The following is a 22,517-nucleotide window of genomic DNA, read 5'->3' as shown; positions in this document are numbered from 1 at the left end:
AGTTAAAGCGGGAGTACAACATAAAGTCAGAAGCTCAGCGTTGATGAACATCAAGCACTCTCGGGGGAGAGTGCTTGATCATTAAGCCGTTGCTTGTTGTAATTTCGCTTGGCGCATTTTTTTCAGAGTGATACAAACAACACCTGTTACTACAGCACCAGTTGCCATGCAAAGCAAAGCTAGCAAAGGCTTATTCATGGCACCGAGCAATGCTACTACAGGACCGCCGTGGGCAACACTGTTTGTAATGCCAAAAGTGAACGCCATAACCGCTGCAACCATCGACCCCAAGATGTTTGCTGGAATGACTGACATCGGATCTTGCGCTGCAAATGGAATCGCCCCTTCAGAGATACCAACCAAGCCCATTGCACCGGAAGCTTTCCCTGCTTCAATTTCAGAGGCTTCAAACAAGTTCAGTTTACGGCCCAAAACGGTTGCTAAAGCCATACCGAGTGGCGCGACTGGAATGGCACACGCCATTGCACCCATAAATTGAGTTTGACCGCTGGCAATCATACCAACAGAGAAGAGGAATGCCACTTTGTTAAATGGGCCACCCATATCAAAGCCAGCCATGCCGCCGAGCACAATACCGAGCAGTATCACGTTACCTGAGCTCATGCTCGTAAGTAGTGCGGTTAAGCCATCCATCAAGCTTGCAATCGGCGCGCCGATAACAAAAATAAAGAGCCCAGAGATAAAGAGTGAGCCTGCGATGGGTGCAATCATGATTGGCACAAGTGGTTGAATAAACTTGTGAAAATGGATGCTTGTTAACCATTTGATGAAATAACCGACTAAAAGGCCAGCAATAATGGCACCGATAAAACCTGTACCGGCATCTGCGCCGTAGAATGACCCGTTGTTAGCGATCCAACCACCAATTAAGCCAGGAGTCAGAGCAGGGCGATCGGCGATCGCATACGCGATGTAACCTGCAAGAATGGGGATCATCAACGTAAAAGCAACCACACCGACGTTCAGCACTTGGTTCCACATACTACCGTCAGGAATGGCCATACCAGCTTCGGTTGGCTCGCCGCCAATAGCGAGTGCTAAAGCAATCAACAAACCGCCAGTAACAACGAATGGGATCATATGCGATACACCATTCATCAAATAGCGGTATAAATCGGAGCGAGCTTGCGCCGCTTTGCCTTTCCCATCTAAAGTCTTGGTACTGGCATCGGCTTGATATTTTGGTGCGCTGAGGGCTTTTTCAATCAACCCTTTTGCATCACGAATCGGCGCTTTAACGCCCGTTTCAATCAGTTTTTTACCCGCAAAGCGCACCATGTCAACTTGCTTGTCGCAAGCCACGATGATCGCATCAGCTTTAGCGATCTCTTCATCCGTTGGGCTGTTTTTCACCCCAATCGAACCGTTGGTTTCGACTTTAATTTGATAACCCATCGCGGCGGCCCCTTTTTCCAGCGCTTCAGCGGCAAGATAAGTGTGTGCAACACCGGCTGGGCAGCCCGTTACGCCAATCAAAAAGCCTTTATTGGCTTCAACATCGGTTGCTTTTTCGGTTTTTTGTAGCAACAAATCTAGCGCTGCTTGCTCTGTTTTTGCGTCTAAGAAACGTTGGATGAACCCTTCTTCAATAAGCTTGGAAGAGAGCTCTGCCAGCACTTCAATATGATGATTTGAACCACCATCAGGCGAGGCTATCATGAAAAATAATTTAGAAGGCAAGCCATCTTCCGCGCCATATTCGATACCGCTTTTGCTGATGCCTATCACAACTGCAGGCGAGATAACGGCGGAACTTTTGGCATGAGGCAGCGCGACACCATCTTCAAATCCAGTGTTACCAAGCTCTTCACGAGCATAGATATCGGCTAAAAACTGCGATTTATCGCTGATGCGTCCTTGTTCTAACAGTACATCGACCAGCTCTGAGAAAACGCCATCTTTTGATGTTGCTTTCAAATCAAGCAGGATCAAGTTCTCATTAATGAGTTGAGTGATCATGTTTCGTCCCCTATATGGTTTTTATCCCCTTCGCACGTAGAACTGAGCCATGTTGGCTGCAACTTCAAACTGTTTGGGGATATTGTTATTGCGCACCGCGCTTTTTGTTGGAGATATTGTGAGCGCCTCGGGTGAACAGTGGTAGTGTACGAAACTGGCATTTACTGGATTATTGTAACCTGTGGCTGCAAACGTGATCAGGCTCTTATTTTGGTTTTAGGGTGATAATTTTAATTTATGATTAATTTTTTATTTTAATTCAATTGGATAAATTGATTATTTTGCTTTTTCGATCGGAGTTATCGAATGCGTAATGATTGGTGATTTATGAGGTATTGGATTATAGTTGCCTCGTTTATTGATGGGTATAGGGTGAATTTTGTGATCCCAGTATTTAAAAATGTGATTGAAGTGCTGCTCTCGGAGCGAGAAAGTTTTAATCGAATATGGTTTGCTGGGGACAAAATAACGCCGCCAGCGTTCAGTTACCAAGTCAATTTCCCTCGTCTAGAATTGGTTTTAAGCGGCGTGTATAGCAACGAAATCGAAGAGATTGAACACGGTATCAGTAAGGTCAACATCTTATCTGGTGATGCGCTTTATATACCTCCGAACTGCTGGAATAAACCTGATTGGCAAGAGAGCTGTTCGGTCTTGAGTTTGCTATTTGGCCGTCGTCAAATGGGGTTTAGTTTGGTCAGTAAACACAAAGGCGAGAGTGGTTTTTATGATGTTCAGAAACACAGTATCCCAACGCGTACTGGGCACGCGATTGATCACATGCTCGAAGGGCTAAATGCATTAGCACGTGAGCCTCAGAAAAGTCCAATGGACGAACATTTGTTGCTGGCTCTGTTGAGTTACAGCGCCACAATGCTCGATCAACCGACCGCTTCTCCTAAAAAGCGCAGTGAAGATTTATATCAAGGTATCTGCATCTATATCCAAGAAAATTTTCATCGCAATATTTGCCGTGACAGCATCGCACAGCGGTTTAATATCTCTGCCAACCATTTATCGCGCATGTTTCGCCAACAAGGACACATGACTCTTGCTGATTACATCACTTGGGTAAGAATTGAACGGGCAAAATTTATGTTGAAGAAATACACCTTTCGTTTAGCTGAAGTGGCCACGCGCTGTGGATTTCAAGATGTGAATTATTTTTTCCGCGTATTTAAAAGCAAAGCGGGTATGACTCCATCTGAATATCGAACTCTGTCGCAATAAAGCTATTCATTTTGTATTGGGTCGTCCGGCTTAGCCATCACGTGCAGCAAAATGGCTTTAAGGGTTTCTTCTCTTTTTGCTGTAAGTAGCCATTGACGATGTTCCTCTTCCAGCAACCAACGAGTTAACTGCGTGACCGGTTTAATCACGGTTCGCGGCGCTGATGTCGGCAGTAATAAGGTGATGATCAGCGACACATCGCCGGATTTTTCTGACCATGATAGCGGGTTTGCTAACCAGTGAACCGCCAGTGTTGGCTGGGCAACTCGTGCGTGAATGACATGGGGGAGCGCTATTCCACGGCCAATAATGGTCGGGGAGATGGCTTCTCTTTTTTCCAGCGCATGCAAAATATCATGACAATACGTGGGCATGATCTGCTTAGCAATTGTGTCGAGTGCCTCTGATTTGCTAAGCTCAGGGCCTAATGTGGCGTAATGCCACTGTAGCGAAAAGGGCAGTTGAAAAGCAGAGTGGGTGGCAAACGCCAATTCCGCTTTGGCATTTTGTTTGTGTGATGTTGAAATAAGCAGTGTGTGCTCGCGTAAATACTCTGTCATCACCATGCAGGCCAACTCGGCGTCGAGCCCTTCAATGGCAATTTGGCATACATCTCCCGGGTTTGAACCAAGGCTTAACACTTGCAGTGTATGGTTGAGCATTGCCTTGTTGTCACGCGTGATGTTAAACAGCACCACCACCGAGCGAAAATGGCGGTTGAGATCTTTCAATTCATTTAATTGCCAGCTGACCAGACCGCCTGCTTTTAAAACAAAGGTGATGCGCGTTGTGATCATCGGCGGTTACAAATAACGATCTAAAACAGATTGCACGTTCGTCAACACTTCTTCAATGGACACCTGAACCGTTTTGCAACCAACAAAACGTTCACGCTGTTCAATGTCGATATCTGAAGCGATGAGGATCAGATCCGCGTTGACAATATCTGCCACTGTCAGTGGGTTCTCGACACCCATTGCGCCTTGGGTTTCGACTTTAATTGAGATATTACGCTTATTCGCTTCTTTTTTGAGTGCGTCTGCGGCCATATAGGTGTGCGCGATGCCTGTTGGACAAGCAGTTACTGCGATAATTTTCATAACGAAAGATAATAAAGAAATGATGAGTGAGTATAAGGAGGATGAAAGCGTGACTCAACCGAAGTTTACGCTAAGCCAGCACCCTAATGACTGTAGCACTCAAGCTACTCGGCTTTGCACATAAACTTTGCACTGGCCGTAGAATAGGGAAGCCCATCATAAAAAATGGTGCTGCACAGATAGTAAATGTGACGTTTTTGTTTGATAAGATGCGCTTCGACTTGCAACGGTACATTCAGTGGAATAGGGTGCAGATAACGTACGTTTAGCTCTGCTGTCATCGCATAAATGCACTGTGCAAACAGACAATGTGTCATGGCCGCATCATGTAAGGTGCTGATAAGTCCACCCTGCATGACCCCTTGATAGCCTTGCATCTTTTCTGTTGCTACAATCTGTGCGCATACTCTCCCCGTTTCTGTTTGGTTAAATTGCAGTGTGTGCGTTTCAGAAAAGAACGGGGCACAACACACCGCGCAGTGGCAATGTTGTAGGGGAGGCTGAATGTTCATAAGTTCACCAAACTGTTTTTAAATGATTAGGAGAAGAAAATGGCAAGACCCAAAAAAATTCGTCGTGTTTGTGGTCAAGTGGCGTATGCATGCTTCAAACCCAACGGTGTCAAATTATCTGAATTGAACACAGTAGATTTACTGCCAGAAGAACTTGAAGCGTTGCGTTTGGCTGATAAAGAGGGGCTTAGCCAATTACAAGCGGCTACGCAGATGGGCATATCGCGACAAACCTTTGGTAATATCGTTAACCAAGCAAGAGCGAAAGTCGCGACTTGCTTGGTGGAAGGTCATGCGTTGATGTTGGTTGAGCGCTAACGCTCGTGATCAGGTTCTTGAATTTGATACAACACCTTCTGATGCTCATCACAAACGTCTACGCAGTTACATTCTCTTTCAATATCGATATTTGCTAACCCACCACAACTGCCTTGCAGCGAGCGGCGGCGAAACAAAACACCGATCGCCATCAAGACAATAATGCCAATAAAAAACGCAAAGGTTATAACATAAGTCATTATTTTCCCTCGACAATCGCTTTTACTTTCAGCACTTTCTTCAACGCTTCTATGGTAGTTGGTGACAGCATTCTGGGTGCCAGTTTGTTATGTTTATCCACTTTCTTCGATCCACATTGACTAGCACAACGTTTCTTCGATTTATTGGCTGAAGGCTTGCCAAAAGAGACGTCGGTGACGGGCAGAAGATGGTTTGGATGAAGTGATGTTAATTGGCTGCCTCTTGGTGCGTAATATACCTCAATCTTCTTTTCTAAAATTGCTGCTAACATATTTTGTCCGATATTGCGGACGATAACAGCGTCCACTCTATTCTCTCTTAGCAGTGCAAGTAGCTGTTTTTTGTGGCCACAACTGCCCTCGGTTTTAGTAACGTCAATACGTTGGCTAGTGGCGGTGGTATCGTCCACAATCATCAATTGAGGCGCTTTGGCAAAGTGATTAAAAGGCGAGTTTTGATCACAAGGGATGGCATAAATCATCATGGCTCCTAAAGTTTATCGGGTTCTTGTATTTAAAATACACCTTATTATTGGCATATGCCAATAATAAAAATGACAATGTAAGAGTTCATTAATTAAAAGTCGTGGTGCTGTTTGGTAAATCGAGACCCGATATGGCGTAAAAATACACGAATAAATTGCAGGCGTATGTAACAAGCCTCATCTACACTTTGTGAGCAGTCAAATGAAAGTTAAATCTATTGCATATTGGAAACTCGCAAGTGTAAACGTTAACATCTGGTGTTTTGAGAGGTATGATCTCTTTCGTGGTGGATCGCACTTTTAAAAAGAGAAATAGGTCTCGATGTTACATTGCGTTACGTATGATTACTTAGTTTTGCAATAGTTATCAAACTATTCACAAGAAACCGCATGAAAATGCGATTTCAAAACTGAAATTTTAACTGGTTCACATTAATTGTTTGTTTTACTACTATACTTTGAAAGGTAAACGTTTTCACTGCTGTTTCTCAGAGTTAACGTTTCTCCCCCTACACAACGTAATAACAACACTAACAAATAGGACTTGTTCAATGAGAAAGTTAACTACTTTAGCCATGCTTGCGGCTGGTATGAGTTTCGGCACTCAAGTCATGGCTGACACAACGATCGGTGTGACCGTTTATAAGTACGATGATAACTTTATGTCAGTTGTTCGCCAAGCGATTGAAAAACAGGCAAATAATGACGGCAACACCAAGGTTTTGATGAATGACTCACAAAACAGCCAATCAATGCAAAATGACCAAGTGGATGTCATGTTGGCTCGTGGCGTGAAAGCACTGGCGATCAACCTTGTCGACCCTGCAGCTGCACCAAGTATTATTCAAAAAGCGAAAATGGATGATGTTCCTATCGTTTTTTACAATAAAGAACCGAGTGCTAAAGCGCTCGCTTCATATGACAAAGCCTATTATGTGGGTACAGATTCAAAAGAGTCGGGCATCATCCAAGGCGATCTCATTGCGCAACACTGGAAAGCCAATCCTGCTTGGGATAAAAACGGTGACGGTGTACTGCAGTATGTAATGCTGAAAGGCGAACCAGGTCACCCAGATGCGGAAGCTCGTACTTCTTATTCTGTGAAAACCATTAACGAAAATGGCATCAAAACAGAAGAGCTACACATGGATACTGGTATGTGGGATACCGCCATGGCAAAAGATAAAATGGATGCTTGGTTATCTGGCCCCAACGGCAGCAAAATCGAAGTCGTGATTGCCAATAATGATGGTATGGCGATGGGTGCGATTGAAGCGTTACGTGGTGCGGGTGCGAAAGTACCAGTATTCGGTGTTGATGCGTTAGCAGAAGCATTAGCATTAGTTAAATCTGGCGACATGGCAGGCACTGTGCTTAATGATGCAGATTCACAAGCCAAAGCGACATTTGAACTTGCACGTAATTTAGCCAACGGCAAAGCTGCAACCGAAGGCACTCAATGGGAAATGGCCAATAAGATTGTTCGTGTTCCTTATGTTGGTGTGGATAAATCGACACTCGAGTAACCTAAAGTTCAAGGGGGAAGTCATTCCCCCTTTACTCCCTAACTTATAGGGTGTTTATACAATCAATAATAAATAATTGCTGATTAAATTTTATTTAATATTGAATGGTATTAATCAAAGAATAAATAAGTGATGCCATGGTAAATCAAGAGCATGAATTTCTGTTAGAAATGACAGGAGTGAGTAAAGAGTTTCCCGGGGTTAAGGCATTAGATAAAGTTAATTTGAAAGTTCGACCACACTCTATTCATGCATTAATGGGAGAGAATGGTGCAGGTAAGTCGACGCTATTAAAATGCCTTTTTGGAATTTATGATAAAAACGAAGGTGATATTATATTTTTAGGCGAACATGTGAATTTTCAATCGTCTAAGCAAGCTTTGGAGGCGGGTGTTTCCATGGTCCACCAAGAGCTTAACCAAGTATTACAATGTTCTGTAATGGATAATATTTGGCTAGGGCGTTACCCAAAGAAAGGACTCTTTGTCGATCACGATAAAATGTATCGCGATACCAAAGAGATCTTTGATGAACTCGATATTGATATAGACCCGAAAATTAAAGTGGCTAAATTATCGGTATCACAAAGGCAGATGGTCGAAATAGCGAAAGCGTTTTCTTATAACGCGCGCATTGTGATCATGGATGAACCCACGTCCTCTTTGACTGAAAAAGAGGTATCGCATCTTTTTACTATCATTAACAAGTTGAAAGAAAAAGGCTGTGGCGTGGTGTACATCTCTCACAAAATGGAAGAAATATTTACTATTTGTGATGAGATAACCATCTTGCGTGATGGGCAATGGGTTGATACGAGGCCGTTGAAAGGGCTCGATATGGACAAAATCATTTCGATGATGGTTGGCCGTGAATTAACACAGCGCTTTCCCACAAAGACCAATGTGCCAAAAGAAATTATCCTCGAAATCAAAAATTTAACAGCACTGAACCAACCCTCTATTCAGGATATTTCGTTTGATCTCAGAGAAGGTGAAATCTTAGGTGTGGCTGGGCTCGTCGGTTCAAGACGCACTGATATTGTGGAAACCATTTTTGGGGTTCGTGAGCGTAGTAACGGCCACATTATGTTACATGGCCGAGAGATGAAAAACCGTGATGCACATGAAGCGATCAATAGTGGTTTTGCGTTGGTGACAGAAGAGCGTCGTTCAACCGGCATTTACAGTAATTTAGATATTACCTTTAACTCTTTGGTTGCCAATGTGGATGAATACAAAACCAAATTAGGTTTACTGAGTAATAAAAAAATGAGGAGTGATACACAGTGGGTAATCGACTCCATGAGTGTAAAAACACCTTCTCATGAAACATCAATCGGTTCTTTGTCTGGTGGTAATCAGCAGAAAGTCATTATTGGCCGTTGGTTGTTAACTCAGCCAGAAATATTAATGCTTGATGAGCCGACTCGGGGTATTGATGTCGGAGCAAAGTTTGAAATTTATCAATTGATATTGGAATTAGCGAAAAAGAATAAAGGGATTATTATTATCTCTTCCGAAATGCCAGAGTTGTTAGGCATTACCGACAGAATATTGGTGATGAGTAATGGCCGAGCTGCGGGAATCGTTAATACTAAAGACACTTCACAGAATGAAATATTAGAGCTGGCCTCTCGTTACCTCTAGGGAAATTATTATGGATTCAGTTAAAACATTTGCAATGAAGCACCTAAAGGAAGGTGCGATCTATGCGGTTCTATTTATTCTTCTGGCAATTATTATTATTCAGGAGCCATCATTTTTAAGTTTACGCAACTTTAGTAATATATTAACGCAATCTTCAGTGCGCGTTATTATTGCATTGGGTGTGGCGGGGCTGATTGTAACGCAAGGAACCGACCTTTCTGCTGGACGTCAAGTGGGTTTAGCCGCTGTAATTTCGGCAACACTTTTACAATCAATTGATAACGTCAACAAAGTATTCCCTAGCATTGGTGACGTGCCGATTGTGGCTGTGATTCTTTGTGTGTGCGCGATCGGCGCGATCATCGGCTTAGTGAACGGTGTGATTGTTGCTTATTTAAAAGTAACGCCGTTTATCGCCACATTAGGCACCATGATCATCGTCTACGGGATTAACTCTCTCTACTACGATTCGGTGGGTGCATCTCCAATTGCAGGTTTTGATGAGCGTTTCTCTTCATTCACTCAAGGTTTTATTCGATTTGGAGATTTTAGGTTTTCGTACATAACCTTCTACGCCATTATCGCGATTATCTTTACATGGATTTTGTGGAATAAGACCGTTTTTGGTAAGAACATTTTCGCGGTCGGTGGTAACCCAGAAGCCGCAAAAGTTTCTGGTGTTAATGTGCCATTGACGCTACTGAAAGTGTATGCTCTATCGGGTGTGTTCTATGCGTTTGGCGGTATGTTGGAAGCTGGCCGTATCGGCAGTGCGACCAATAACCTTGGCTTCCTGTACGAGTTGGATGCGATTGCAGCCTGTGTTGTGGGTGGCGTGTCATTTGCTGGCGGTGTCGGAAGCATTGCGGGTGTGGTCACGGGTGTGCTTATCTTCACTGTGATCAACTATGGTATGACCTACATTGGCGTGAGCCCTTACTGGCAGTACATCATTAAAGGCGGCATTATTATTTTCGCTGTCGCGTTGGACTCAATGAAGTACGCGAATAAGAAATAGCCGCCTAAGAGCAGAAATACAATTTTCGACATTTAATCGCCGAAAATTGTCGAAATAAACAAAGAGCGCTTTTATCGGCGCTCTTTTGCTATTGCCCAGTAGGAAGCGTACGTTTTTCAAAATAGCGTACAATCTCCTCGATCAATATTTTGATACGTGACGGTTGGTGATCACGATTGGGATAGAGCAGATGCAAGTCCGATCCTGTGGCCAAATCGTGTGAACTAAAACTTTGCCGATAATTTTCCAAGAGAAGAACGAGTTTCCCAGCATTGAGGTCGGGTTGAATATCGAGTTGTGATTTGAGTGCAATACCTGCGCCTTCGAGTGCCCACTGACGAATCACTTCGCCATCATTAGACAAACGTGATGGTTTGATCAGAATATCTTGAACGACATCTCCTTTAAGAAAAGACCAACGCGTTAATGATTCACTTTTGCGTAGCATACCCAAACAAGCATGCTGTTTGAGATCCTCTGGGTGAGTCGGTTGACCATGGCACGCTAAATATGCGGGTGAGGCACAAAGAACGCGGCGACTTGTTGCTAATTTTCTGGAAACCAATTGACTATCTTTGAGTGTGCCGTAACGCAATACCAAATCAAGTTTTGTTTCATATATCCCTAACACACTGTCACTAAAGGTAATCTGAGGCACAATTTTAGGATGTCTTGCTAAGAAGGAGTCGAGCAGTGGCAATAAATGTTGTCGCCCGAGATCTTTGGGTGCTGAAATTTTTATATTGCCTTCCAAGTGTGTTTTCTCGGCGAATAGCGAAGACTCGACTTCAGTGATGTTGGCTAAGGTTTGTAAACATAATGGATAGAAACGTTCGCCAGCTTCCGTCAATGCAATTTTACGTGTGGTTCTTTGCAGCAATTTCACGCCATAGTGGCGTTCAAGCTCTTGCAGTTTTAGTGTGACTGAAGCGGCGGACATATTGATGGCTTTTGCGGCGGCCGCCAACCCTTGTTGCTCAACAATGGCAACAAAGACCTCCATGTTCAATAATTTGTTCATTAAGATTCTATATCGCAGTTATTGTTAAGTAATCCTAAATACTCTTTTTAATTATAGCTAGATTATTTAGTGATTCTTTTGTTATAGCCTATGGATAACAACCCAATACAGAGTGATTGAATGATGAGTAGCTTATTTTCCCCGACACAAATCGGTCCACTTTCTTTGAATAACCGGCTGGTAATGGCCCCGATGACGCGGGCTCGGACAAGCCAACCAGGTAATATACCCAACGACATCATGGCGCAATATTATGCTCAGCGAGCGAGTGCTGGTCTGATTATTACTGAAGCAACACAAATATCAGACGATAGCCAAGGATACTCATTTACTCCTGGCATATACACGCCAGAACAAATTGTGGCTTGGCAGCAGGTCACTCAAGCCGTGCATGACCGCGGAGGAAAAATAGTGAATCAGTTATGGCATGTAGGGCGAGTATCGCATCCTGTTTTTCAACAAGGTCAAAAGCCGATGGCTCCTTCAGCTATTGCTCCAGTCGATACCAAAGTCTGGATTGCACAGCCGGGGAGTGCCGGTGAGATGATGGAATGCGTTGAACCAAGAGCAATGACATTGCAAGAGATTAACCAAGTGGTACGCGATTTTGCTAATGCTGCACACAATGCGATTGCGGCTGGCTTTGATGGCGTCGAAATTCATGGTGGTAATGGCTATTTGATCGATCAGTTTTTGCGAACCAATTCGAATCATCGCACTGATCAATATGGTGGCAGCAGAGAAAACCGCTTGCGTTTTCTTATGGAAGTTGTGAGTGCAATCATTGATAAGGTTGGCGCTGACAAAGTTGGAGTTCGCTTGGCGCCTTACATCACATTTAAAGATATGAACTGCCCAGATATCGTCCCAACGATTTTACAAGCGGCGGAGCAATTACAGAAACTCGGTATTGCGTATCTGCATTTGTCAGAAGCTGATTGGGATGATGCTCCACAAATCCCTGAAGATTTTCGCCGACATTTACGTGAGCTGTTCACCAATACCATTATTGTTGCAGGCCGATATGACGTTGAGCGAGCAAACCAAATCTTGGAAAATGGCTACGCTGACTTAGTCGCATTTGGGCGTCCCTTTATTGCGAATCCAGACTTAGTCGAGCGTTTGAAAATGAACCGTACATTATCGGCATTTGATCCAAGTTGCTTATTTGGTGGAGGTACTAAGGGATATACAGATTATCCAAACCATTCCTAAATCGACATAGCCAGCAGTCGTTTGTTTTATGATTCTACTGGCTTTTTTACAACTGGTTGGCCGTTATAAAACAATGAGCCATTAACGCGCGCCAAAATGATACGCTAAAAGTAATAAGGCCACAGAATAAACATCCATGTGAATGCTGAAAATATCAACGCGATCAGTACGGCAGCTGAACCGATGTCTTTGGCGCGGCCACTGAGTTCGTGCCATTCGTTACCGACGCGGTCAACCACGGCTTCCACGGCGGAATTCATCAACTCCACAATCACAACTAAGACTAAGCAACCAATCATCATGATTTGCTCAATTTTAGTGATAGGCAAAAAGAAAGTAGTGGTAATCAACAAAATTGAAGTGACAGTTTCTTGTCGAATAGCGGCTTCGTTTAGCCACGCGGCTTTCAGCCCTTGTATTGAATAACCTGTGGCATAAAACAGACGCTTTATACCCGTACGACCTGGTTTCATAAAATGAACAACCTAATAATGAATAACGATGACAATGGGCATGAGTGAATTACGTGTAGACGTAAAATAGCCTTCGCCCCGCACCCTCATGTTAAAAAAGAGAATCAATGACGTCAGTTCACAGATTCTCTTAAGTGGCCCGATATTAAACGCCCACCACGGGTAGTACAAGAGTAAAGCAAGCGCCTCCGAACACACTTTTAGCCACCGATACTTGGCCGTTGTGGCGTAAAACGATCTGTTTGACGATGGCCAAGCCTAATCCGAAGCCTGATTGTCGCTCTCCACGTGAGAGATCCGCGCTGTAAAAAGCATCAAAAATGAATGGCCAGTGCTGCGGGTCAATCCCTTCTCCATCATCATGGATATCAATTTGCACTGCTTGACCTGCGTTGATCACGGAGGTTTCAACGGCTATTTTGCTTTTGGCGTATTTCTGAGCATTACCCAATAAATTATCCAGAGCTCTTTTGAGAAGGTATGGATCGACCTGTAAGGTGGCGACTTGTGCTAATGGTAGCAACTGGATCTCGACTACGCTGTTGCTACGCCATTTACCTAGTATCGGTTCGAGCCAGTAATTGAGCTGAATTGTCTGCATATTGAGTTCGTTCTCTGGCCTTTCAACTTTCGCGTAGTAAAGAAGCTCATCGACCATCGTTTCCATCTCTTCGGTATCTTCGATGATACTGGCGACTTTCGCCGCTTGTTTTGATGTCAGAGATTCATCGGCCAACATTTCTGCTTGCCATTGGATCCGAAAGATAGGAGTGCGTAACTCATGAGCCACGGCATTACTCAGCGCTTTATTGCTGAGCACCAAAGCGGAAATTTTGCTCGCCATGTAGTTAAAGCTTTTGTTTAAAGAGCCGACTTTATCGCCGCTTTTGATGGAGGCGCGAGCGGTCAGATCACCAGCGGCAAAGGCTAAGGTCACTTTTTCCAATTCACGCACTCGCCGACTGATGAACCAGATCAGCAACACACAGTACAGTGCAAAACCGACGACAAGCAGCAAAAGTGAGAGATTATCTGCGAAGAAAATGGCTTGCCTCAGTGGTGATTCTTCATCGGGTTTAAAGCTGTAAATTGGTGAGGTGGACGTAAGGCGCAGCCATAAAAAACGGTCATCATCGTAGTAGGTGTAGGCATTGGGGGCGGTGGTAAAGAAAAACGCTCGCACATCTGAGGGTAAGGTCTTTTCAGTATGCGTCTCTATCAGTTGTCGTGTTTTATCGGCATATTCTTTTAGTACATTTAAGGTGTTGGCTTCACCTTCATGCTGATAAATACGAGTGACCAAGTCATGAAATGCTTCAGCTTGATAATCTTCAAGTACGTAATCGTAGTCAGTACCAAGCTGGTAAACGACCAGTTCAATGGTAATGAGTGTCGCTAAAAAAAAGAGCAATAAACCAACAAAAGATTCAACGTAGATACGACGCATACAGGTTTCTTCTAAAATACGTGGTCATTACCACGTGTCTGGTACAAAAAGGTATCCTTTCCCTCGGACCGTAATAATGCGTTTCGGTGTGGAAGAATCATCACCGAGTTTTTTACGCAAAATGACAATCTTGTTATCGACGGTTCTATCAAGCCCATCGTATTCAATCCCGCGTAACGCTTTGGTTAATACATCCCGTGATAGGACTTGATCTGGTGTTGATGCCAGTAGCCATAGCAAGTCGAATTCGCTGTCGGTCATCGCTACGGCCTCACCATTCATTTCACACAGATGTCGAGATTGATTGAGAGACAAGGCCCCAAATTCAAGCACGGTTTTCGCGGTTTGAATTGGCTCGTTGTCGACTCTGCGCAGTAGCATACGCATTCTTGCAAGCAAGACGCGTGGTTTAATCGGCTTTGTCACAAAATCATCGGCACCAATTTCCAGTGCTGCAACGTGATCAAAATCGTCATCACTGGCGGTTAGCATCAATATCTTACCGTTGTACATAGGACGGATCTGTCTACAAATTGTCAGCCCATCTTCACCGGGTAGCATTAAATCCAGTAACACGATATCTGGTTGTTGCTCTAAAATGACCGCGCTCGCTTTGGCACCTTCAGCAAGGGCAATGACGCTAATATCTTGACTTTCAAAGTATTCTGTTAACATTTCTCTGAGTTTTAGATCATCTTCAACGATGATTAAAGAGTGTCTATCCGTCATGGAGACTCCTAGATAGGTACGATGAACGACATGACAATCGCTGACATTGGAAAAATTTGAAGTGCATAGTAAAGCAAAGACCCAGCATTTTCGCTAGGTCTTTGTATGGTTGGATGAGTTTCTATTGATACAATCTCTTGTTATTCAACGGCTTTGGTCGGTGAAGAGCGAAGTTTGTTCGCCAGCATCACCACAAGTGGGCTAGTCAACATCACAACTGCAAGCACGGTAAACACGAAAGTGATCGGACGTTCCCACAAGAAGCTTAACTCCCCATCGCTGATCATCAACGCGCGGCGAAGGTTCTCTTCCATTAATCCACCCAAAATAAAGCCAAGCAGCAGTGGTGCCAGCGGGAAGTTGGCTAACCGTAGAGCAATCGCCCCCATCGCGACGATCAACATTACGTAAACATCCATAGTGTTAAACGAAACCAAATAAACACCGGTGATTGAGAAGAACAAAATCATCGGCAGCAATACGGTTCTCGGTACCGCCAATAGCCTTGAAATATAAGGAATAAGCGGCAAGTTAAGGATGATAAGTACAATATTACCGAGATACATTGAGATGATGACAGACCAAAAGACATCAGGGTGATCAACAAATAAACGAGGGCCAGGTTGAATGCCGTAAGAGAGCAGGGCTCCAAGCATGATCGCTGTGGTGCCAGAGCCGGGAATGCCGAGTGTCAACAGCGGAACAAAAGATCCGCTAGAGGCGGCGTTATTGGCTGACTCTGGTGCAACAAGCCCACGCAAAGACCCTTTACCGAACTCTTCTTTTTTATCTTTGGGCGCTAAGCTGCGCTCCATACCATAACTCAAAAATGCGGCGATGGTTGCGCCAGCGCCGGGCAACACGCCAGTGAAAAAACCTAAAATGGAAGCACGAATTGAAACGGGAGCCGCTTCTTTAAATTCTGCCTTGGTGATTTTCATACTGCCCAAGTTGCTGATTTTATTCTGTTCATCTGTACGCGTGTCGTTTTCTGGTTTTAAAATACCCATTAATGTCTCGCCTAAAGCGAATGTCGCCATCGCCAGCAAGAGGAAGCTAAAACCGTCCATTAAATCAGTTAAGCCAAAGGTAAAACGTTCCACACCTACGCCTTTATCAATACCAACGGTAGAGAGCATCAAGCCAAGAACAACCATCATCCATGCTTTAAGGACTTGTCCTTTTCCAGCAAAGGCAGCGACCGCCGATAGACCGAGTAGCATCAACGCAAAATAGTCAGAGGATTGAAAACTCAGTGACACGCTGGCCAGTGCAGGCGCTGCGACCAAGAGCATAATCGCTGACAAGGTTCCGCCGGTAAAAGAGGCGTAAGCGGCGATGGCTAACGCTTTACCAGCTTGGCCTTTTTGCGCCATGGGGTAGCCGTCAAACGCGGTGACCACGGTTGCCGAGCATCCGGGAGCATTAATCAAAATGGAGGAAGTGGAGCCGCCAAAAATAGCGCCGTAATAAACGCCGGCCATTAAAATCAAACCTGAAGATGGTTCAAGGCCATAGGTGATCGGGATCATCAACGCGATGGCCGAAATCGGGCCAAGCCCGGGTAACATGCCGATAAAAGTACCGACGAAACAGCCCACAATCACCATGAAGATGTTCATTGGCATCATGGCGGTAGAAAGCCCTTGTAAAATTCCATCTAACATAATCAGTTCCTACCAGAGTGTGAAAATAACGCCGGGCTCAAGGTAGATGTCCAAACCTTGAGTAAGCAGCAGATAAAACGCGATGACAAAGGGAAAAGAAGCACCAAATAACACTGATTTGCGTCTTTCACCCAAAATATAAAAGCCAGCGAGTAGAAAGAAACTGGTGGCCAGTACGAAGCCTAAATAGGTTAGGCCAAGTCCGTACAGCGCCATCAACACTAAAAAACCAATCAACAATTTCCAGTTGAAGTGCAATACCGCGCCACTTTGTTTATCGGGCTGCCCTAACACCAGCATCAACAAAGAGAGGCCAATTCCAGCGTAAGTCAGCAGAGTCGGCAAGGTTTGGGCGTTAAACGGTTCGTATTCATCACCGGGAAACATCGGTATTTGAGTCGTTTGATAGCCGTAGCAAAGGCTAAGAACAAGGAAGATCAACGCGCCAACGCGATCGCGGCACAGTAAATATTCTTTGCTGAAAAATTTGGTTGGCAGATCCGACATATCCAACTCCATGGTAAAAATAGGGGAGAAAAGAGCCGTGTAGCAGCGAGTTAATGAATTGATTAACTAAGGGCAAAGGGATAGGTGTATGGAGGTTTTCCTATCCATATTTGCCTGATAAACAAAGGAGTATTGAGCATAACTGCACACGGCAAAAGTGTTGCTAGCGGGGACAAGGCAAGGAACTGTCCCCTTAGCGACCTTACTTCAGGAAACCGAGCTCACGCATCAGATCACCCATCTCTTTTTCTTGGGCTTCTAAGAAGGCGTAAAACTCTTTATCCGCTTGATAATTATCGATCCAACCATTGCGGTCGCGGACGATTTTCCATTCATCGGTGGTGTACATTTTCGCTAATGCTGCGTTCCACTGATCAATCTTCTCTTGGCTGATCCCAGGGGCCGCGAAGAAGCCGCGCCAGTTGGCAAATACAGTTGGGTTGCCATAGTCAGTTAATGTTGGAATATTCGGGGCAGATTCCAAACGTTTGGGGGCGGTGATCGCCAAAATTTTCACTTGGCCAGACTTGGACATTTCAAGCACTTCACCTAAGCCTGTTGAAAGCAGTTGTGTTTCACCAGAAAGCAGTGCCGCCATGGCTTTGCCACCCGCGTCATAGGCGATGTAGCGAACTTCTTTTGGATCCAACCCTTGCCCTTTGAAAGCGGCTGCGGCGACTAAGTGATCCATACTGCCACGAGCAGAACCGCCAGCGACTTTCACTTTCCGCGGGTTGTCTTTGAAATCGGCAACCGCATCTTCCCACGTTTTGTATTTTGAATCGCCTGCAGCAACGATAGCGCCATAATCAGAAACGGTGGCGGCAATCGGTGTTAAATCGCGGAAGGATTGTGGAAAAACACCGGATAAAGAACGAACAACAATCGGTGTAGAGTTGACCATCAAGGTATCTTCTTGGCGGTCTGCGGTTTCAATTAAGTGTGCAATCGCTTTACCACCACCGCCACCGGATAAGTTTTGGTAAGACACATTGCCGACAATGTCGGTTTTCATCAGTACATCACCTGTACCACGAGCCGTCATGTCCCAACCACCACCCGCGCCACCGGGTACTAAAATGTGAAGTTTCTCAATATCAGCGGCGAAGCTGCTAACAGAAAAGGTTGCAGCCAGTATGGATGCAGTGAGGGTTGGTTTGAACTGCTTAAACATATTCACGTTCCTTATGTAGGGCGCATCTTCATCTTTACCTTGGAGCGTTTGTGACTGAATGCTACAGGCGGAGATAGGGTGCTTATCGTTGTTATCATGACTGCATCAATGATCTAATGCAGATACGTTAAGTTAATAACCTGTTACAGGTTTGTCTCTAATGCGTAGATAAAAACAATATAGGGCATAAAAACGTTTTTGTTCATAAAGTTCACGGCGTTATTTTACTGCGTTGTGTGACGAGTCTTCGCTAGCGTCTTGTCTCACTATCTACGAGCAGTAAACGGGTGTTATTCATTGCAAATTGCGCGGCTAAGGCGTCATTACCTTGCTGAAGTAAGGTCGTGATACTGGGTAGCAGCAAGAAAAAGATCAAAGGTTCGGGATATTGGGCTTGCCATTGATGACGCTCATCTAACACATGCCCTTCGAAGTAGACGGTGAGTACCACACTGTCCGATGAAAAGTGCGATCCATGGAACCGCCCTAAAGTATGCGTCGAGCCCCATATTGAACTCAGTGGTCGCTCCGATGTGCTTTTAAGATAGAGATCAACAGCTACACTTTGCGATTGAGAACCTTGCGGTTGAGAATATCGATGAACCGTTAAGCGCTCACCCGAATACTTGCCTTGCTGGAAAGGCAAATAACCTAAGTTGTTCGGTGTTATACGGCCATCGTTTGCACACATTTGAACCGAATCGGACATTTGCTGGCTGCTGTACAATTCACAAGCAAATTGAGCAACAAGTTGCTGTACTGCGCTTTGAAATAAGCGAGCATCAAATGAGTGCTCTTGCTCAAGGTGTAAATTTAATTCAGGAAAAACAATAGGTAACTGGCTTGTTAGCGCGTTGAGGTCATTGATCGTAACCGATTGATTCTGCTCTATTGCCGTGCGAATAATATTTGGGTTGTCTGCCAATGAAAGATCATCTTCAGAATAGATCGCCTCACTCAGTAGTGGGTAGCTGCGCGGATTTTTCGGTTTACTGTTGTAAGCAATGCATCCAGATAAGAGCAACGAGCAGGCGAGAGCGTAACCAAAAGGAGAGTGCGTGATTCTCTTGCAAATATTCATAAGTGACGGCCGTGTCATCGGTAATGGGTTGCACTGCTTATTCTATCTGCGAAATCGACACTTTTCTCTTTTCAAGCTCACAGAGTTTTATCTTCTTCTGGTTCAAATTTAATCATTAAGTTTCTTATACATTAGTCTAATGTGTCGACAATTTTATTGATTATCGATGGTTTTATGGTCTATTTTAACAATAAGTTTTAATGATTGTTAACACATATAAGTGTGTGAGTGCTTTGCGTCTCAGCATGAATCCAACCTGTGAGCGATAACAAGATGAATAGTGCACTAACACTAAACAGTACTGATACAAAATCACACGCTGTTGAACGAGAAAAAGAGAACACCAAATCGGAAAACCTTACGGAGTATCTGATTGAGGCGATTGTTGAAGGGCGTATAGCACCGGGCAGCAAAATTTCAGAACCCGAACTCGCCAAACGTTTTCAAGTCAGCCGTGGGCCACTGCGTGAAGCGATAATGCGTGTGGAAGGCTTGGGGTTGATCGAACGTGTTTCACATGTGGGTGCGCGAGTCATTGAGTTGTCACCCGGTAAGTTGGTCGAGCTTTATGCAGTACGCGAAGCGCTAGAGGGTATGGCGGCAAGGTTAGCGGCGCGCAACATTTCGCCCTCTGAATTACAAGGGCTAGAGGCATTATTGTCGACACATTCGAATCATATTGAGCAAGTCGAAGGGGCTTCCTATTTTCATCAACACGGTGATTTTGACTTTCATTACCGCATCATCAAAGCCAGCCGTAATCATAAATTAGTGACTTTATTGTGTGATGAGCTCTATCACTTACTGCGCATGTATCGTTATCAATCGCCACGCTCACATTCACGTCCGAAGGAGGCGTTGGACGAGCACAAATACATTCTACAAGCGATCAAAAACGGCGATGAAGAACTGGCTGAGATGTTGATGCGACGCCATATTTCGGGCAGTCGAATCTTGATTGAACAGCAGATAGTAAAAGAGTAAGCCACAGGGCGGTGGGCAGAAAATAATCATGCCTGCAATGAAGCAAACCAAGAACCACGCATAGAGCGGCCTTGAATAAGGGCGATAACCAAGCGACTGATTAGGAGAATCTCATGAGCTTAAGTCAGGGGGCGAAATTTAGACTCGCTGTTCAACAAAATGATCCACTGCAGATTGTCGGCACGATCAATCCCTATTGCGCAATGATGGCCAAACGTTTAGGCCACCAAGCCATTTATCTGTCGGGTGGTGGCATCGCTAACGCTTCGTATGGTTTGCCCGATTTAGGTATCACCACATTAAATGATGTGCTGGTGGATGTTGAGCGCATCACCAATGCGTGTGATTTGCCTTTGTTGGTGGATATTGATACCGGTTTTGGCGGCGCATTTAGCATTGCTCGCACTATCAAAGCGATGGAAAAAGCGGGCGCGGCTGCCGTGCATATGGAAGATCAAGTTGCGCAGAAACGCTGCGGGCATCGCCCTAATAAAGCGATCGTCAGCCAGCAAGAGATGGTTGATCGCGTAAAAGCCGCGGTAGATGCACGAGTGAACCCAGAGTTTGTGATCATGGCGCGTACCGATGCGTTAGCGGTGGAAGGCATTGATAGCGCCATTGAACGTGCCATTGCTTGCGTGCAGGCCGGAGCCGATATGATTTTCCCCGAAGCGATGACCACTCTTGAGCAGTACGATCGTTTCTCCACCGCGTTAAGCGCAGCTTGTGGTAAGTCAGTGCCGATTTTAGCCAACATTACTGAGTTTGGGCAGACGCCGCTCTACCCATGTGCAGAACTTGCTCAAGTGAAAGTGGATATGGTGCTTTACCCATTGAGCGCGTTTCGTGCGATGAATAAAGCGGCTGAGAATGTCTATCGCCATTTATTAGAGCAGGGCAACCAACAAGCTTTGCTCGATAGCATGCAAACCCGTAGCGAGCTGTATGACTATCTCAATTACCACGATTACGAAGATAAGCTCGACGAGCTTTTTTCATCAAAGGAATAATAAAAACAAAGGAAAAGGAGTTCAACATGTCAAACGCACCACTGGGCGGCGCAGGTCTGCGCGGTCAAAGCGCGGGAGTCACCGCTTTATGTACTGTCGGAAAAACTGGGACGGGTCTAACTTATCGAGGTTATGACATCACCGATCTTGCCAACCATGCACAGTTTGAAGAGGTCGCTCATCTGTTATTGATTGGCCATTTACCTAATCAAAGTGAACTTGACCAGTACAAAACCCGCTTAATGGGATTACGAGGTTTACCGCAGCCGTTAAAAGCCGCGCTAGAGCTGCTGCCAGCCAGTACACATCCAATGGACGTAATGCGCACTGGCTGTTCAGTTTTAGGCAACCTTGAAACCGAGCACAGTTTTGCTGAGCAGTTGAGTGCGACCGAACGGATGTTGGCACTTTTCCCCGCTATTATCTGTTATTGGTATCGTTTCAGCCACCAAGGTATCCGGATTGACACTGAAGATCAAAGCGAAGCATGCATTGGTGGCTACTTCTTAAAAATGCTGACAGGAAAAGCACCGAGCGAGCTGCACAAGCAGGTGATGCATTGCTCATTGATTCTGTACGCAGAGCACGAGTTTAATGCATCAACGTTTGCCGCGCGCGTCTGTGCATCTACGCTGTCAGATATTCACTCTTGCGTAACTGGGGCGATTGGCACACTGCGCGGCCCGTTGCATGGTGGAGCCAATGAAGCGGCGATGGCGATGATTGAACGCTGGCAAACACCGGACGAAGCTGAGGCCAATATTCTGCAAATGTTGGCTAATAAAGACAAAATTATGGGCTTTGGTCATGCCATTTATCGTGAAAGTGACCCGCGTAACGCATTGATCAAACGTTGGTCAAAAGCGTTATCTGAAGCGGTGGGTGATACGCATTTGTACGCGGTATCAGAACGTGTTGAAGCGGTGATGAAACGTGAGAAAGGCCTATTTTGTAATGCGGATTTCTTCCACGCTTCGGCCTACCATTTTATGGGTATTCCTACGCCATTATTTACCCCTATTTTTGTGATGAGTCGATTAACCGGCTGGGCCGCTCATGTGTTTGAACAGCGCGCTAATAACCGAATTATTCGCCCAAGTGCCGATTATGACGGTCCTGAACATCAAGAGTGGATACCAATAGAGCAGCGTTAATGGGATGAAATCAAGCCATGCTCCTTTGGTGTATGGTTTG

General features: G+C 44.9%; 23 protein-coding genes. 9 read left to right on the top strand and 14 right to left on the bottom strand.

Going from position 1 to position 22,517, the window contains the following annotated elements; all coding sequences use genetic code 11:
• Window positions 1–81: 81 nt before the first annotated feature.
• Window positions 82–1,980, bottom strand: a complete 1,899-nt coding sequence (locus DD616_RS11995) for a PTS fructose transporter subunit IIABC (protein WP_208871727.1) — start codon at window positions 1,978–1,980, stop codon at window positions 82–84.
• A 327-nt stretch (window positions 1,981–2,307) separates the two neighbouring features.
• Here DD616_RS11995 and DD616_RS11990 point away from each other — a divergent pair, with 327 nt between their 5' ends.
• Window positions 2,308–3,210 carry a helix-turn-helix transcriptional regulator gene (locus tag DD616_RS11990; RefSeq protein WP_017049831.1) on the top strand — a complete coding sequence of 301 codons (903 nt, stop codon included), beginning with the start codon at window positions 2,308–2,310 and terminating at the stop codon, window positions 3,208–3,210.
• Window positions 3,211–3,212: 2 nt separating this feature from the next.
• Here the strand turns inward: DD616_RS11990 and DD616_RS11985 are convergent, their stop codons facing one another.
• The 3 genes from DD616_RS11985 to DD616_RS11975 form a co-directional block, all read right to left on the bottom strand.
• Window positions 3,213–4,007 carry a PTS sugar transporter subunit IIA gene (locus DD616_RS11985; RefSeq protein WP_088728822.1) on the bottom strand — a complete coding sequence of 265 codons (795 nt, stop codon included), beginning with the start codon at window positions 4,005–4,007 and terminating at the stop codon, window positions 3,213–3,215.
• A 6-nt stretch (window positions 4,008–4,013) separates the two neighbouring features.
• Complete coding sequence (locus tag DD616_RS11980) at window positions 4,014–4,310, bottom strand: PTS fructose transporter subunit IIB (RefSeq protein WP_017042461.1); 297 nt, start codon at window positions 4,308–4,310, stop codon at window positions 4,014–4,016.
• A gap of 104 nt (window positions 4,311–4,414) precedes the next feature.
• Entirely contained in the window at window positions 4,415–4,822 is a 408-nt protein-coding gene (locus DD616_RS11975) for a PaaI family thioesterase (RefSeq protein ID WP_017042460.1), read from the bottom strand.
• Window positions 4,823–4,861: 39 nt separating this feature from the next.
• On the opposite strand from DD616_RS11975, the gene DD616_RS11970 reads away from it, so the two are divergent.
• The gene (locus tag DD616_RS11970; RefSeq protein ID WP_047689176.1) at window positions 4,862–5,140 is read left to right on the top strand and encodes a DUF134 domain-containing protein; all 279 of its coding nucleotides are present in this window, start codon (window positions 4,862–4,864) and stop codon (window positions 5,138–5,140) included.
• Here DD616_RS11970 and nqrM read toward each other — a convergent pair.
• The gene (nqrM, locus tag DD616_RS11965) at window positions 5,137–5,340 is read right to left on the bottom strand and encodes a (Na+)-NQR maturation NqrM (RefSeq protein WP_013856966.1); all 204 of its coding nucleotides are present in this window, start codon (window positions 5,338–5,340) and stop codon (window positions 5,137–5,139) included. The genes DD616_RS11970 and nqrM overlap by 4 nt on opposite strands.
• The gene (locus tag DD616_RS11960; RefSeq protein ID WP_231140389.1) at window positions 5,340–5,825 is read right to left on the bottom strand and encodes a NifB/NifX family molybdenum-iron cluster-binding protein; all 486 of its coding nucleotides are present in this window, start codon (window positions 5,823–5,825) and stop codon (window positions 5,340–5,342) included. The genes nqrM and DD616_RS11960 overlap by 1 nt, the downstream gene beginning before the upstream one ends.
• Window positions 5,826–6,376: 551 nt before the next feature.
• Between DD616_RS11960 and mglB the strand changes: the two genes are divergently transcribed.
• The 3 genes from mglB to mglC all read left to right on the top strand — a co-directional run bounded on the left by mglB (window position 6,377) and on the right by mglC (window position 10,015).
• Window positions 6,377–7,351 carry a galactose/glucose ABC transporter substrate-binding protein MglB gene (mglB, locus tag DD616_RS11955; RefSeq protein ID WP_026027227.1) on the top strand — a complete coding sequence of 325 codons (975 nt, stop codon included), beginning with the start codon at window positions 6,377–6,379 and terminating at the stop codon, window positions 7,349–7,351.
• Window positions 7,352–7,488: 137 nt separating this feature from the next.
• Window positions 7,489–8,997 (top strand): galactose/methyl galactoside ABC transporter ATP-binding protein MglA, encoded by a 1,509-nt coding sequence (gene mglA, locus DD616_RS11950; protein WP_013856963.1) that lies wholly within the window; start codon window positions 7,489–7,491, stop codon window positions 8,995–8,997.
• Window positions 8,998–9,007: 10 nt separating this feature from the next.
• Window positions 9,008–10,015, top strand: a complete 1,008-nt coding sequence (gene mglC / locus DD616_RS11945) for a galactose/methyl galactoside ABC transporter permease MglC (RefSeq protein WP_013856962.1) — start codon at window positions 9,008–9,010, stop codon at window positions 10,013–10,015.
• Window positions 10,016–10,103: 88 nt separating this feature from the next.
• Here mglC and DD616_RS11940 read toward each other — a convergent pair whose 3' ends face one another.
• Window positions 10,104–11,036 carry a LysR family transcriptional regulator gene (locus DD616_RS11940; protein ID WP_208871726.1) on the bottom strand — a complete coding sequence of 311 codons (933 nt, stop codon included), beginning with the start codon at window positions 11,034–11,036 and terminating at the stop codon, window positions 10,104–10,106.
• Window positions 11,037–11,159: 123 nt separating this feature from the next.
• On the opposite strand from DD616_RS11940, the gene DD616_RS11935 reads away from it, so the two are divergent.
• Window positions 11,160–12,251, top strand: coding sequence for an alkene reductase (locus tag DD616_RS11935; RefSeq protein WP_208872326.1), 1,092 nt, complete (start codon window positions 11,160–11,162; stop codon window positions 12,249–12,251).
• A 104-nt stretch (window positions 12,252–12,355) separates the two neighbouring features.
• Here the strand turns inward: DD616_RS11935 and DD616_RS11930 are convergent, their stop codons facing one another.
• The 7 genes from DD616_RS11930 to DD616_RS11900 form a co-directional block, all read right to left on the bottom strand.
• Entirely contained in the window at window positions 12,356–12,724 is a 369-nt protein-coding gene (locus DD616_RS11930; RefSeq protein ID WP_170899189.1) for a diacylglycerol kinase, read from the bottom strand.
• A 145-nt stretch (window positions 12,725–12,869) separates the two neighbouring features.
• The gene (locus tag DD616_RS11925; RefSeq protein WP_208871725.1) at window positions 12,870–14,171 is read right to left on the bottom strand and encodes an ATP-binding protein; all 1,302 of its coding nucleotides are present in this window, start codon (window positions 14,169–14,171) and stop codon (window positions 12,870–12,872) included.
• Window positions 14,172–14,198: 27 nt separating this feature from the next.
• Complete coding sequence (locus tag DD616_RS11920) at window positions 14,199–14,900, bottom strand: response regulator (RefSeq protein ID WP_013856957.1); 702 nt, start codon at window positions 14,898–14,900, stop codon at window positions 14,199–14,201.
• 140 nt (window positions 14,901–15,040) lie between these two features.
• A complete protein-coding gene (locus DD616_RS11915; RefSeq protein WP_017046152.1) occupies window positions 15,041–16,567 on the bottom strand; it encodes a tripartite tricarboxylate transporter permease in 1,527 nt (508 codons plus the stop codon).
• Window positions 16,568–16,576: 9 nt separating this feature from the next.
• Entirely contained in the window at window positions 16,577–17,074 is a 498-nt protein-coding gene (locus DD616_RS11910; protein WP_010318351.1) for a tripartite tricarboxylate transporter TctB family protein, read from the bottom strand.
• A 202-nt stretch (window positions 17,075–17,276) separates the two neighbouring features.
• Window positions 17,277–18,248, bottom strand: a complete 972-nt coding sequence (locus DD616_RS11905) for a tripartite tricarboxylate transporter substrate binding protein (protein ID WP_094125328.1) — start codon at window positions 18,246–18,248, stop codon at window positions 17,277–17,279.
• Window positions 18,249–18,498: 250 nt separating this feature from the next.
• The gene (locus DD616_RS11900; protein ID WP_208871724.1) at window positions 18,499–19,329 is read right to left on the bottom strand and encodes a hypothetical protein; all 831 of its coding nucleotides are present in this window, start codon (window positions 19,327–19,329) and stop codon (window positions 18,499–18,501) included.
• Between the two features lie 273 nt (window positions 19,330–19,602).
• On the opposite strand from DD616_RS11900, the gene DD616_RS11895 reads away from it, so the two are divergent.
• The 3 genes from DD616_RS11895 (at window position 19,603) to prpC (ending at window position 22,477) form a co-directional block, all read left to right on the top strand.
• The gene (locus tag DD616_RS11895) at window positions 19,603–20,313 is read left to right on the top strand and encodes a GntR family transcriptional regulator (protein WP_026028009.1); all 711 of its coding nucleotides are present in this window, start codon (window positions 19,603–19,605) and stop codon (window positions 20,311–20,313) included.
• Between the two features lie 113 nt (window positions 20,314–20,426).
• A complete protein-coding gene (prpB, locus tag DD616_RS11890) occupies window positions 20,427–21,323 on the top strand; it encodes a methylisocitrate lyase (protein WP_017046149.1) in 897 nt (298 codons plus the stop codon).
• A 26-nt stretch (window positions 21,324–21,349) separates the two neighbouring features.
• On the top strand, window positions 21,350–22,477 hold the full coding sequence (prpC, locus tag DD616_RS11885; protein ID WP_013856951.1) for a bifunctional 2-methylcitrate synthase/citrate synthase: 1,128 nt from the start codon (window positions 21,350–21,352) through the stop codon (window positions 22,475–22,477).
• Window positions 22,478–22,517: the final 40 nt, after the last annotated feature.

This window comes from Vibrio anguillarum, assembly GCF_003390515.1.
Taxonomy (GTDB): Bacteria; Pseudomonadota; Gammaproteobacteria; order Enterobacterales; family Vibrionaceae; genus Vibrio; species Vibrio anguillarum.
Note: the sequence above shows the minus strand (reverse complement) of the source record. Positions and strands in the feature narration are given on the sequence as shown.

Excerpts from the sequence above, each read along its gene's own strand:
- DD616_RS11995 (WP_208871727.1), bottom strand. The coding sequence starts at position 1,980 with ATGATCACTCAACTCATTAATGAGAACTTGATCCTGCTTGATTTGAAA.
- DD616_RS11990 (WP_017049831.1), top strand. The coding sequence starts at position 2,308 with ATGAGGTATTGGATTATAGTTGCCTCGTTTATTGATGGGTATAGGGTG.
- DD616_RS11985 (WP_088728822.1), bottom strand. The coding sequence starts at position 4,007 with ATGATCACAACGCGCATCACCTTTGTTTTAAAAGCAGGCGGTCTGGTC.
- DD616_RS11980 (WP_017042461.1), bottom strand. The coding sequence starts at position 4,310 with ATGAAAATTATCGCAGTAACTGCTTGTCCAACAGGCATCGCGCACACC.
- DD616_RS11975 (WP_017042460.1), bottom strand. The coding sequence starts at position 4,822 with ATGAACATTCAGCCTCCCCTACAACATTGCCACTGCGCGGTGTGTTGT.
- DD616_RS11970 (WP_047689176.1), top strand. The coding sequence starts at position 4,862 with ATGGCAAGACCCAAAAAAATTCGTCGTGTTTGTGGTCAAGTGGCGTAT.
- nqrM (WP_013856966.1), bottom strand. The coding sequence starts at position 5,340 with ATGACTTATGTTATAACCTTTGCGTTTTTTATTGGCATTATTGTCTTG.
- DD616_RS11960 (WP_231140389.1), bottom strand. The coding sequence starts at position 5,825 with ATGATGATTTATGCCATCCCTTGTGATCAAAACTCGCCTTTTAATCAC.
- mglB (WP_026027227.1), top strand. The coding sequence starts at position 6,377 with ATGAGAAAGTTAACTACTTTAGCCATGCTTGCGGCTGGTATGAGTTTC.
- mglA (WP_013856963.1), top strand. The coding sequence starts at position 7,489 with ATGGTAAATCAAGAGCATGAATTTCTGTTAGAAATGACAGGAGTGAGT.
- mglC (WP_013856962.1), top strand. The coding sequence starts at position 9,008 with ATGGATTCAGTTAAAACATTTGCAATGAAGCACCTAAAGGAAGGTGCG.
- DD616_RS11940 (WP_208871726.1), bottom strand. The coding sequence starts at position 11,036 with ATGAACAAATTATTGAACATGGAGGTCTTTGTTGCCATTGTTGAGCAA.
- DD616_RS11935 (WP_208872326.1), top strand. The coding sequence starts at position 11,160 with ATGAGTAGCTTATTTTCCCCGACACAAATCGGTCCACTTTCTTTGAAT.
- DD616_RS11930 (WP_170899189.1), bottom strand. The coding sequence starts at position 12,724 with ATGAAACCAGGTCGTACGGGTATAAAGCGTCTGTTTTATGCCACAGGT.
- DD616_RS11925 (WP_208871725.1), bottom strand. The coding sequence starts at position 14,171 with ATGCGTCGTATCTACGTTGAATCTTTTGTTGGTTTATTGCTCTTTTTT.
- DD616_RS11920 (WP_013856957.1), bottom strand. The coding sequence starts at position 14,900 with ATGACGGATAGACACTCTTTAATCATCGTTGAAGATGATCTAAAACTC.
- DD616_RS11915 (WP_017046152.1), bottom strand. The coding sequence starts at position 16,567 with ATGTTAGATGGAATTTTACAAGGGCTTTCTACCGCCATGATGCCAATG.
- DD616_RS11910 (WP_010318351.1), bottom strand. The coding sequence starts at position 17,074 with ATGTCGGATCTGCCAACCAAATTTTTCAGCAAAGAATATTTACTGTGC.
- DD616_RS11905 (WP_094125328.1), bottom strand. The coding sequence starts at position 18,248 with ATGTTTAAGCAGTTCAAACCAACCCTCACTGCATCCATACTGGCTGCA.
- DD616_RS11900 (WP_208871724.1), bottom strand. The coding sequence starts at position 19,329 with ATGAATATTTGCAAGAGAATCACGCACTCTCCTTTTGGTTACGCTCTC.
- DD616_RS11895 (WP_026028009.1), top strand. The coding sequence starts at position 19,603 with ATGAATAGTGCACTAACACTAAACAGTACTGATACAAAATCACACGCT.
- prpB (WP_017046149.1), top strand. The coding sequence starts at position 20,427 with ATGAGCTTAAGTCAGGGGGCGAAATTTAGACTCGCTGTTCAACAAAAT.
- prpC (WP_013856951.1), top strand. The coding sequence starts at position 21,350 with ATGTCAAACGCACCACTGGGCGGCGCAGGTCTGCGCGGTCAAAGCGCG.